This is a genomic window from Kitasatospora sp. NPDC059817 (assembly GCF_042731835.1).
In the GTDB taxonomy this organism is placed as follows: Bacteria; Actinomycetota; Actinomycetes; order Streptomycetales; family Streptomycetaceae; genus Kitasatospora.
This window is the reverse complement of record NZ_JBHWIR010000136.1, coordinates 10,010-21,043: the sequence shown is the minus strand read 5'-3', so window position 1 is coordinate 21,043 and position 11,034 is coordinate 10,010. Positions and strand designations below refer to the sequence as shown.

Genomic DNA, 11,034 nt, shown 5'->3' with positions numbered 1-11,034 from the left:
TCCGCCCCCCCACCCTCCCCCCCCGCGGGGCCCCGCCAACCCCCCCCTGTTGCGGCGGCCCCGGCGCGTTCCGTTCAGCCCCGCGAAGCCCCGCTTCAGCCCTGCTCGGGCAGCGCCACCGCCTGCCACCGGTACGCCGCGTCCTCCTGCCAGCACTGCAACTCGCCCTCCACGACCGCGGCCAGGCACAGCCGCCAGTCCTCGCCCATCGCGAGCGCGACCCGGGTGGCCGGGCGCAGCGTCGGCCGCCACCAGCGCGGCCGCCGGGAGGCGCCGCCGGCCGGCAGCCGCAGCCGGACGCCGCCCGCGCCGGCCAGCGCCACCGTCGGGCCGCCCCGGTGGCCGGCCATCGCGACGCCGAGGGAGGGCTCGCCGTCGCCGATCTCGGGGGCCGGGCCGGCCGTGTCGAGGGTGTGCAGCTGGACGGAGCCGTCCGGGCGCAGCGTGGCGGCCTGCGGTCCGGCGGAGGTGCGGGCCAGCGCCCCGGCGCGCAGGGCGCCGGGCGGCCCCAGCGGGGCGGGGCGCTCGGCCGAGCCCGGTCGCCAGCTCAGCACCCGCTCCCGGTGCTCGACCAGGACCAGCCAGGACCCGGCCCGTTCCTCCAGGGCGGCGAGCACCCGGTCGGCCGGGCAGCCGGGCAGCTCCTGGCCGGTGAGGGTGAGGCCGGGCGCCCAGCGGTAGGAGCGCAGGGCGCCGCCGGCCGCCGTCCAGACCGTCATCTCCCCGGCGGAGTTGACCGCCCCGGCGAGCCCGCTGACGCCGCGCGCGGCCTCCCACCAGCCGGCCGAGGTGCCGACCCAGAGCGTCCCGCCGCGGTCCTCGGCGCAGACCACCAGTTCGCCCTGGTGTCCGGCCCAGCCGGCCAGCAACTCCCTGACCGGGCCGGGCCCCTGGCCGGCCGGCAGGCGCTGCCCGTGGTGTCCTGGGCCGGCCAGTGCGGTGCCGTCGGCGCCGCCGGTGACCAGCAGCGGCCGGCCGGCCCGGTCGGGCAGGACGGCCAGGCCCGCGGTGCGCGCCACCGGCCGGCGGGAGCGCAGGAGTTCGCGGCCGCGGCCCACCCAGGGGCCGAGCGGGGAGGGGCGGCGGTCCGGTTCGCGGGCGAGCGGTTCGCAGGCCCAGCGCGCCAGGTCCTCGCCGTAGCCGGCGGCGAGGAGTTCGGCGCGGGCCTGTTCGGCGGCGAGCCGGTGGTCGAGCCGGCCGTGGTCGGGCAGCAGCAGGGTGCGGGCGAGGGTGCCGACCGCGAACAGGTCCTTGGCGGTGGTGGGGAAGCCGCCGACCTGCTCGGCCTCCGGCGGGACGTGCCCGGGGGTGAACACCGCGACGGTGAGGGTGTGGTCGAGCGGGGCCAGGAAGGTCAGGTCGATCAGCTTGACCTGGTTCTGGGCGTCCACCAGGACGTTGGCGGGGGAGATGTCGCGGTGCACCCAGCGTTTGCGGTGCAGTTCGTCGACGATCCGGCAGAGCCGGGCCAGCACCTCGGCCACCGCCGCCGGGCCGCCGCGCTGGGTGCGGGCCCAGGTGTGCAGCGGCACGCCCTCGACCCAGGGGGAGATCTGGTAGCCGAGCAGCCCGGCGGAGGGCGCGGCGCCGGGCCGGTGCGGGGAGGGGCCGAGCAGGAAGCTGGGCACCACCAGGTCGTTCACGCCCAGGCGGTGGGCGTTGTGCGAGACGTCGTCCCAGCGGCCGAGCCAGCGCCGCACCTCGGAGGGGTCGCGCTCCAGCATGATCTTCGCGGCGACGAGTTCCTTGAGCCCGCTGTGGCCGGTCCGCACCGCCCGCCACACCTCGGCCTCGCCGCCCCGGTGGTGGAATTCCAGGAGTTCGTACTGCTCGGGGTCGAACTCCGGCCCGAACCGGAGCCCGGGCACCCAACGCGACTCGGACACGCATCCCCCGACTGGACCCTGTTGGCCTGTTGGCCTGTTGGCCTGTTCGCCACGACCCGGCCTCGGGCCGGTTCCCGCGCGGTGGTTCTCACACCGCTTCCGCTGCGTCGCCCAGGATAGTGCTCAATTCTGTTCGTCTGTCCGGTGGAGGGCCTATTCTGATGGGCGCCCGATCAACATCGAAACGGCGTCAACTCATGATCACACACCTTGTGTTGATCATCGATCGGCGTATTTCCAAGCGCAGGGGGACGGGGCATGGTGCAGCTCGCGGTGCTGCTGATCGTGGTGGCACTGGCCGGTGCGGCAGCCGTCGTACTGGCCCGCCGCCGACGGAGCCTGGACGCCCAGGCCGTGGCCAAGGCCCTGGCCGTGGCCGCCGAACGGCTCGCCGCCGGCAAGGCCCCGCAGGCCCGGCGCCGCTACGCGCGCCTCGCCCAACGGCTCGCCGCAGGCCCCGAGGAACTACGCCCGCAACGCGGCCTCGCCCTGCTCGGCCAGGCCGAGGCCACCGTCCCCACCGGCGACCAGCAGGCCACCCTCGCCCTGCACCGCGAGGCCTTCCCGCTGCTCGCCGACCCGGCCCGGCAACTGCCCCGGTGGAGCCTGCACCGCCTCGCCGAGGAGCGGATATCCGCCCCCGACGGCGACCTCGGGCCGCTGCTCGCCTTCCTCCAGGCCACCGCCGACGGCGCCGAACCCGGCGAGGAGGCCGCGGCCGCCGCCCGCGCCGCGGACTGGCTCCAGCGGCTCTGCCACGAGGGCTCCCCCGAGCAGCGCGAGAGCGCCACCACCCGGTCGCTGGCCGCACTGCCCGGCCGGGACTGGCCGGTCCTGGCCCGGGCCGCCCTGCTGCGCGGCACCGACCGCGCCGCCGAGGCCGAGACCCTGCTCGCCGCGTCCGCCCCCGGCGGCAGCGGCGAACTCTGGTTCCGCTGGGGCGCCCAGCTGTTCACCCTGCACCGGGACGAACCCGCCGTCGCCGCCTTCGACGAGGCGCTGCGCCGCGGCCCCGGCGAGCCCTCCCCGTGGGGGCGCGGCCCGGCGCTGCGCACCGAGAGCCTGCTCTTCCGGGGCCTGGCCCGGCAGCGGCTCGGCGCCACCGACGCCGCCTGGTCCGACCTCGCGGCCGCCGCCACCGAGACCCCCGGCGACCCCCGCCCCCGCTACGCCCTCGGCCGGCTCGCCCTGCTGCTCGGCGCCGACGAGCAGGCCCGGGACCAGTTCATCGCCGCCCTGACCGTCCAACCCTCCTTCGCCCCGGCCCGGTTCGGCCTCGCCCTGGTGCACGAGCGGGCCGCGCGCCCCGCCGAGGCGGCCGCCGACTACCGCACCGGCCTCGGCCTCGCCCCCGACTGGCGCCCCGCCCGGGTCCGGCTCGGTGCGGCCCTGCTCGCCGCCGGGCAGGCCGCCGAGGCCGCGCCCGTCCTCGGCGCCGAGGCCGACGTCGAACCGGACTCCCGCTGGGCCCGGATCGCCGCCTTCCACCACGGTCTGGCCCTCGCCCGCACCGACGATCCGGCCGGCGCCCTGGCCCGCTGGGAGCCGCTGCACGACGAGGACCTGCGCGAACGGCAGGCCCTGGCCCGTGACCGGCTCGCCCGCACCCGGCTGGCCGACGACCCGGTGGCCGCCCGGGAGCTCTGGCAGCAGGCCGCCGCCGACCACCCGGCCGCCCCCGGTTACCGGGCCGCGCTGCGCGAGGCCGCCCTGCGCGAGGCCGCGCACCTCCTGATCACCGGCCGCGACCGGCCCGAACCGCGCGAGCGGGCCGTCGCCGCCCTCGACCTCGCCGACACCCTGCCCGGCTCCGTCACCCACCGGCAGGCCCGGCTGCGCGCCGCCCTCGTCCTGGCCGAGGGCTCCACCGAACCGCTGGGCACCCTGCTCGACGCCGCCACCGGGCCGCGCGACCGCTACCACCTGGCCGCCGCCGCCCTGCTGACCGGCCGTCCGGTCCAGACCATCGCCCTGCTCGCCCCGCTCGCCCCCGACCCGGCCGGCGACCCGGGCCTCGCCCGGCTGCGGGCGCTGCTCGCCGAACGGGCCGGCAACTGGGCCGCCGCACTGGACTGGTACCGCCACTTCCTGACCGCCGGCCAGGCCCCCGAACCGCCGCAGCCCCCGCCCGCGGCGGCCGACTGCGCCGTCTGCCCCGCCACCGCCACCGGCACCTGCGCCGGCTGCGGCCGGGAGGCCTGCGCCGCCCACCTGCACCGCCCCGCCGACGCCGCCTCGCCACGCTGCGTACGCTGCACCGGCCCCGCGCTGCGCGCCGTCCTGGACTGCGCCCGCCGGGCCGGGGTGCCCGAGCAGGCCGAACCCGTCCTCGCCGCCTGGGCGCAGGCCCTCGGCGACAGCCCCGCCGCCGCGCCCGTACGGCTGGACCTCGCCCTGTTGCGGGCCGAACTCGGCCGACTGGACGAGGCGTTGGCCGACCTGCCGGCCGACGCCGACGCCGCGCGCGGCGCCGTCCTGATCCGCCGGGCCGGCGCCGCCCTCGACGCCGGGGAGCCCGGACGCGCGGCCGGCGACCTGCGCCAGGCCCTCACCCTCGCCCCGGGCCGGCCGCAGGCCGCCGCCGCGCTCGTCCTGCTCGCCGAGCACGAGGCCCACCAGCACGCCGTCGAGGGCCGCCACCGCGAGGCCTGGGACGGCTACCACGCCCTGCTGCTCAAGGACCCGGCCCACCCCCGGCTGCTGCACGCGCTCGGCCTGGCCGGCTACCGGCTCGCGGTCTCCCTCCAGGCGGGCCCGGAAACCTCGGAAGGCCCGGACGAGCGGATCTGGACCTGGACGCTCGGCTGCCTGGTCGCCGCCCTGCACCAGCCCGACCTGTGGGCGGAGTCCGCCCGGATCACCGGCCGCCCGGCCGAACCGCAGCGGATGTCCACCGCCCGCAGCGCGCTCACCGACCGCCTCCGCGAGGACCTGCGCGCCCTGGACCGGGCCGCCGGCCGCACCGGCGACGAGGTCACCGCCTGGACCCTGCGCCTCGGCATGGAGGCGCACAGCGCCGACGCCTTCGCCCAGGAGGACGTCCGGATCACCCTGCCCGGCCGCCCCGCCCGGCGCCTCGCCCTCGGCCCCGCGCTCGACCGGCTGCTCCGTCAGGAGCCAGAACTCGCCGCCTGGGCAGCCGGGTTCGACGAGGCCGTACGGGCCTGGCGGCGACCGGAGACCCCCGACGGGCACCCGCTGACCAGGGCCCTCGGCCTGTTCGGCGACCTCGGCCCGCAGCGCTACCTGCTCCTCCAGGGCCGCCAGGCCGCCGCCGTCGGCGCCCTGGACGCGGTGCCCGAGGCCGAACGCGGAACGGGCTGGCGGGACCTGCTCGGCGAGAGCCTGGTCAGCGAGGCCCGCGAGCACCACCGCAACCAGGACTGGCGCGAGGCGCTGGACTGCCTCACCCGCGCCCGGGCCGTGCCCGGCGCCGTCCTGCCCGCCGACGCGCCCGCGATCGCCGCCGAGTGCGGCGTCCGGGCCGCCCGCGCCCTGCTCAAGAGCAGCGACGACGACCAGGCGGGCGCCACCGAACTCCTGGAGAAGGCCCTCGCGCTGGCCCCCGACCACCCCGAGGTGCGCGGCGACCTCGGAGCCACCTACGCCCAGTGGGCCCGCAAGATCAACAACGAGGCCAAGGACTACCCCCGCGCCCTGGTCCTGCTGCGCAAGAGCATGGAACTCGCCCCCGGCGACCCGACCGCCGTCCACTTCCTGGAGGCCGCCCTCGGCAACCGGGCCGGCCAGCTCAGCCGCCCCGACGCCCCCGAAGCGGAACTGGAGGAGGCCGCCGACGCGTGGCGGGAGTTGATCACGCTCAACCCCGACCCGGACCACCGGCTCGGCCTCGCCTTCGTCCTGCGCCACCTCTCCCGCATCGCCGCCTTCGCGGACCACCGAGCCCTCGCCGTCGCCCGGATGGCGGAAGCCCTGCGCGCCGACCCGGAATGGGACGGCGACACCGAGGAGGAGGCCCCGCGCCGGGTCGCCGTGATGCTGGCCAACCACATGCTGGACAACCTCCAGGACAGCCCGTTCACCACCCAGGCCGCCATGCTCCAGAAGGCCAGGTCCTACGACGACTCGGCCGAGATCCGCCGCCTGATGGTCAGCGTCTGGCGCGGCGAGGCCATCGGCCACTACGAGGCCCACCGCTACCGCGACGCGATCCGGCTGCTGGAGGAGGCGCTCGCGCTGTCCCGCACCCCGGAGGACGTCGCCAAGCTGTACGTCGAACTCAGCGTCGTCTACAGCTCCTACGCCGTCGGCCAGGCCAACCTGCGCCAGTTCCGGGAGGCCCGCTCGCTGATCGGCAAGGCCGTCGAGTACAACCCGGACGACCGCGACCTGCGCGCCCTGCAACGGAGGATCGGCGCACTGCGCTGACGGCAACCGCGGAGCCGCCGCCGTCGTCGTAGCCCATACGTCCATCCCTGATCCGCAGCCGCAGCCGCAGCCAATCCCAGAGCCGCAGCCAATCCCCGAGCCACAGCCAATCCCTGAGTCACCGTCAGCCGTGAGGAGAGAAGCCGCCCGCCATGCCACTGCACGAACCGTCGCCGTACGAGGTCCTGGGCGTTGCGCTCACGGCCGGCGTGCGCGAGATCAACCTCGCCGTCGGCCCGGCGATGAAGGCCGGCCGCTACACCCGTCAGCAGATCCAGGACGCCGCCGCCCTGCTGCGCAACCCCGACCGGCGGCTGGAGCTGGACCTCCAGCGCCCCCTGCCGCCGGAGCCGGTCGACCAGGCCGCCGACCTGCTGGCGCCCGCCCTCGCCGAACCGCTGCTGGTCGTCGAACGCCCGCCGCTGCCGCCCGCCGCCGCCCTCCTGGTGCTGCACCGGGCCGAGGCGGCGGCCGACTTCGCCGAACCCGCCCCCGGCGGCGCCGACCCCGAACCGCCCGTCCCCGCCCGCTACGCGGCCGACCTGTCCGTGCTGCCGCAGATCGAGGTACCCGAATGACCGACACGCCGACCGCTCCCGCGCCCGACGGCCACCGGCCGCTGGACGTCCCGCAGCGCGCCCTGGAGGTCGACCTCGACCAGGCGTTCAGCCAACTGCTGTACCGGGCCTCCCTCCTGCAGCGCCTGCGGGCCGAGGAGGCGCAGACCGCCCGGGCCACCCAGCGGGACCTGCTGGGCATCCTGGTCGAGGTGGACGACGCCCTCGCCGCGCTCGGCCTGGACCGGGAGCTGGTGCTGCTCGGACGCGGCACCGGGATCGAGGCCACCCGCCGGCGGCTGCTCGGCCGCCTCGCCAAGGCCGGGGTGCGCCCGATGCGGCTGGAGGGGCTGGCGGCGGACCCGGCGCTGACCGAGATCGTCGGCACCGAGCCGCGTCCCGCAGTGGCGCCGGAGACGGTCGTCCGGACGGTGGTCACCGGGTTCTTCTGGGAGGAGGAGGTGCTGCGCCGCGCCCAGGTCGTCGTCGCCGCGGTGCCCGAGCCCGCCCCGGTGGGGGAGCCGGTCCTCGCGGAGGACGTCGAGCGGGCCCTGGAGCCCGTACCGGAGGGGGCCGCGGCGCCGGACCTTGAGCCCACGGAAGCCGGGGGCGACGATACCGGGCCCACGGAGGCCGAGGACGCGGACGTTGGCGCCGAACCCGCCGCCGCGCCGGTGAACCCCGCCGCCCGGGCCACGGCGGCCCCGCCCCGGGCCCGCCGGAAGGGAACGGCCGCGGGCGGCCGGCGCAAGCGGAAGAAGTAGCCAGGACCACGAGGGGCAAGAGGGGAACGACATGTACCGCACACTCGGCATCGACCTGGGCACCACCAACTCGGTGGTGGCCCACCTGCGCCGGGGCGAGCCGGAGATCATCTTCAACCGGCAGAACCAGGAGGCCACGCCCTCCGTGGTCGGCAGCGGCCGCAAGGGCGAACTGCTGGTCGGCTCCACGGCGCGCAGCCGGGTCGCCATCGACGGCGTCAACGTGATCCGCTCGGTCAAGCGCTTCATGGGCCGCAAGTTCAAGGACCCGCAGGTCCAGGCGGCCCTCAAGGAGGTCGACTACAAGGTCACGGCCGGCACCGACGGCGACGTCAACGTCTGGTTCAACGGCCGCTCCTACACCCCGATCGAGATCTCCGCGATCATCCTGCACCGCCTCAAGGAGGACGCCGAGCAGCGCTTCGGCGAGCCCTTCCACCGGGCCGTCATCACCGTCCCCGCGTACTTCGGCGAACGGCAGGTCGCCGCCACCCAGGAGGCGGGCCGGATGGCCGGCCTGCACGTGCTGCGGATCATCAACGAGCCGACCGCCGCCGCGCTCGCCTACGGGATCACCTCCGAGGCCGGCGACGAGGGCCGGACCGTCCTGGTCTACGACCTCGGCGGCGGCACCTTCGACATCTCCATCCTGCTGCTGGTGCCCGGCTCGGTCTCGGTGCTCGGCATCGAGGGCGACAACCTGCTCGGCGGCGACGACTTCGACCGGGCCATCACCACCGCACTGCTGGAGGACATCCGCGAGGAGTACGGCGCGGACTACCAGCCCGACCTGCGGGACCGCCCCAAGATCGCCTCCACGGCCGAGACCATCAAGATCGAGCTCTCCCACCAGGAGGCCTCCGAGGTGATCCTGCCCGGCCTCGGCGCCGGCCAGCTGGTGCTGGAGACGGAGTTCGAACGGGCCCGCTTCGAGGAGCTGATCGAGGCCCAGATCGAGCGCACCATCGAGCTGACCCACAAGGCCATCATGCAGGCCAACCTCACCGTCGGGGACATCGACGAGGTGGTGCTGGTCGGCGGCTCCACCGCGATCCCGCTGGTGGCCCGGCGGCTCGGCGAGGTCTTCGGGCCGCGCAGGATCCGGCGCGGCGTCAACCCGATGCAGTGCGTGGCGCTCGGCGCGGCCGTGCAGTCCGCGCTGGTCGGCGAGGTGGAGTGCCCCGAGTGCCGGGCCCCCGGCGACCTCTCCGCCTCCAACTGCGCCAACTGCGCCACCACGCTGCTCGGCGGGCCCCGGGTCTCCTGCGCCGGCTGCCACCTCCCGGTCGACGCCGAGGCCGCCGCCTGCCCCAAGTGCGGCCAGGAGCTGGGCGGTTCGGCCGCCGGTGCGGCCATCCCGGCGCAGTCCCAGGCGGCCACCGCCGTGCGCAGCGACAACTGTCCGCGCTGCGGCACCCCCGCCGCCCCCGGCGTCACCGCCTGCGAACTGTGCGGCGAGGCGCTCAACTCCGCCGCGCCCGGGCAGACCAGGGTCGCCTCGACCGCCGCCGAGGACGTCGGCCTGCGCTGCGCCGCCTGCGGCGTGGTCAACCCGCCGGGCAGCGAGGCCTGCCAGGGCTGCGGCGAGCTGATGCAGGTCACCAACCCGTTCGACATCACCCCGAAGAACCTCGGCATCGAGCTCAACGACGGCCGGCTGGCCGTCATCATCCCCAAGAACACCAGCTACCCGACCAGTTCGCCGGTCAGCCGCGAGTTCGTGGTCTCCGGCAGCGGCCGCCAGCGGCTGGAGATCGCGGTCTACGAGGGCGAGCACGAGATCGCCCAGCAGAACGAGCTGATCGGCCACCTGACCCTGCGGCTGCCCGCCGGGCTCGGCGGCCGCACCCCCGTGGAGGTGTCCTTCGGCCTCGACCGGGACCGCACCATCACCCTGTCGGTGCGGATCCAGGGCGGCGGCGAGAAGACCGTCAAGCTGGAGCGCGTCACCCTCGACCCCGAGCTCAAGGTCCAGGTCGAGGAGCAGCAGCGGCAGATCGAGACCTTCACCGACCGCTGGGGCGGCGAGCTCACCGAGGCCGAGATGCGCGAGGCGCAACGCCTCATGGACAGCCTGGACGACCTGGCCGCCGGCCAGACCCGCGGCCAGTCGGTGGACGAGGCGCTGGAGCGGGCCCAGCGCCAGCTGAAGGCACAGCGCTGGGTGCGCGGCTCGGAGGCGTACCTCAGCCTGTTCATCCACTACTGCGAGAAGCACCTCGACCCGAGCGACCTCGACCGGCTGCGCTCGGTGGCCGCCGACCTGCGGCTGCGCCGCGAGGCGGCCGACTGGGAGGGCGCCATGCGCGCCGCCCAGCGGGCCGACGAACTGTGCGACTCGCTCGGGCACACCTTCCGGATGCTCACCATGTGCAACGTCTACGTCAACCAGAACATGGTCTCGCCGGCGCTGGCCCAGCGGATCATGGCCGAGCTGCGCGGGCTGGACGAGGCGGTGGAGTCGGCCAACATGGAGGCCGCCAACCAGCACAGCTCGGCGCTGCTGGCGCTGTACGCGCAGGCGCAGCGGGAGCTGGGCAGCGAGCCGCTCGCGGAGTCGCTCGGTCCGGTCCGTCCGGAGGAGGCCGGTCCGCGATGAACTCCGACGTGACTCCGCCCGACGTGACTCCGTCTGAGGTACCACCGTCCGAGGTGTCCCCGGCCGACGTGCACCCGACCGGCGGGCAGGTCGCCGAGGTTCCGCCGATCGAGGTGCGCTGCCCGCAGTGCACCGTCCCGGCGGACCCGCAGGGCCTGCGCTGTCCGTCCTGCCGGGAGGATCTCGGCGTGCTGTTCCGGCTGCGTTACGCCGCTCGGATCGACTACAACCGGGCGCTGGACGCGCTGGCGGCAGGTGACAGGGCGTTCGCGCTCGGACTGCTGCACCGCGCGGTGGCGGCCGAACCGGGGCTCGAACCGGCCCGGGACCTGCTGGAATGGGTGAGCGCGTCCGGGTCCGCGCGGCCGGTGCCGGGGGAGCGGGAGGGCGACACGCCCTCTGAGTGACCAATTCGGCCGTTCCCGGCCTGCCATCGAGTTCGATCGGTGCGAGTGTGTTCGTCACATGGATGTTCGCTGCCCTCACAAGGAGTGACGCAATGCGTATTCGTACCACCCTCGCCGCCACCGCACTCGCCGCTGTGGCCGTTCTGGCCGGTGCCGGCACCGCTGCCGCGGGCGACGCGACCGCGAACGGTGTCGCGTTCGGTTCCCCCGGTGTGCTCTCCGGCAACCAGATCCAGATCCCGATCAACCTCGAGGCCAACGTCTGCGGCAACTCGATCGGCATCATCAGCATCCTCAACCCGGCCTTCGGTAACACCTGCATCAACGGCTGACCCGACTGCTGGGGCGGGGCGGCGAAAAACCGCCCCGGCCCCCCCCACAGGTAGGCCCCCCCCCAAGGGGGGGGGGGGGGGGGGGGCGCGCGGGGGGCAC

The 11,034-nt window shown here is 75.9% G+C and carries 7 protein-coding genes; 6 read left to right on the top strand and 1 reads right to left on the bottom strand.

All coding sequences use genetic code 11. The features are described 5' to 3' along the window. Positions 1-95 precede the first annotated feature (95 nt). Positions 96-1,886 carry a serine/threonine protein kinase gene (locus tag ACFV61_RS25470; protein WP_380423518.1) on the bottom strand — a complete coding sequence of 597 codons (1,791 nt, stop codon included), beginning with the start codon at positions 1,884-1,886 and terminating at the stop codon, positions 96-98. A gap of 258 nt (positions 1,887-2,144) precedes the next feature. On the opposite strand from ACFV61_RS25470, the gene ACFV61_RS25465 reads away from it, so the two are divergent. From ACFV61_RS25465 to ACFV61_RS25440, 6 genes are all read left to right on the top strand, one after another. After that, positions 2,145-6,275: a hypothetical protein gene (locus ACFV61_RS25465; RefSeq protein ID WP_380494052.1), complete on the top strand. Its 4,131-nt coding sequence runs from the start codon at positions 2,145-2,147 to the stop codon at positions 6,273-6,275. Between the two features lie 152 nt (positions 6,276-6,427). Next, entirely contained in the window at positions 6,428-6,853 is a 426-nt protein-coding gene (locus tag ACFV61_RS25460; RefSeq protein ID WP_063346590.1) for a hypothetical protein, read from the top strand. Further along, complete coding sequence (locus tag ACFV61_RS25455) at positions 6,850-7,596, top strand: nucleotide exchange factor GrpE (protein ID WP_380494050.1); 747 nt, start codon at positions 6,850-6,852, stop codon at positions 7,594-7,596. The genes ACFV61_RS25460 and ACFV61_RS25455 overlap by 4 nt, the downstream gene beginning before the upstream one ends. A gap of 31 nt (positions 7,597-7,627) precedes the next feature. Beyond that, positions 7,628-10,195 (top strand): Hsp70 family protein, encoded by a 2,568-nt coding sequence (locus tag ACFV61_RS25450; protein WP_380486148.1) that lies wholly within the window; start codon positions 7,628-7,630, stop codon positions 10,193-10,195. After that, positions 10,192-10,602: a hypothetical protein gene (locus ACFV61_RS25445; RefSeq protein ID WP_380494048.1), complete on the top strand. Its 411-nt coding sequence runs from the start codon at positions 10,192-10,194 to the stop codon at positions 10,600-10,602. The genes ACFV61_RS25450 and ACFV61_RS25445 overlap by 4 nt, the downstream gene beginning before the upstream one ends. A 92-nt stretch (positions 10,603-10,694) precedes the next feature. Further along, positions 10,695-10,934: a chaplin gene (locus ACFV61_RS25440; RefSeq protein ID WP_063346586.1), complete on the top strand. Its 240-nt coding sequence runs from the start codon at positions 10,695-10,697 to the stop codon at positions 10,932-10,934. The last annotated feature ends 100 nt before the right edge of the window (positions 10,935-11,034 follow it).

Coding starts and splice junctions, on each gene's coding strand:
- ACFV61_RS25440 (WP_063346586.1), top strand. CDS start 10,695: ATGCGTATTCGTACCACCCTCGCCGCCACCGCACTCGCCGCTGTGGCC.
- ACFV61_RS25450 (WP_380486148.1), top strand. CDS start 7,628: ATGTACCGCACACTCGGCATCGACCTGGGCACCACCAACTCGGTGGTG.
- ACFV61_RS25455 (WP_380494050.1), top strand. CDS start 6,850: ATGACCGACACGCCGACCGCTCCCGCGCCCGACGGCCACCGGCCGCTG.
- ACFV61_RS25460 (WP_063346590.1), top strand. CDS start 6,428: ATGCCACTGCACGAACCGTCGCCGTACGAGGTCCTGGGCGTTGCGCTC.
- ACFV61_RS25465 (WP_380494052.1), top strand. CDS start 2,145: ATGGTGCAGCTCGCGGTGCTGCTGATCGTGGTGGCACTGGCCGGTGCG.
- ACFV61_RS25445 (WP_380494048.1), top strand. CDS start 10,192: ATGAACTCCGACGTGACTCCGCCCGACGTGACTCCGTCTGAGGTACCA.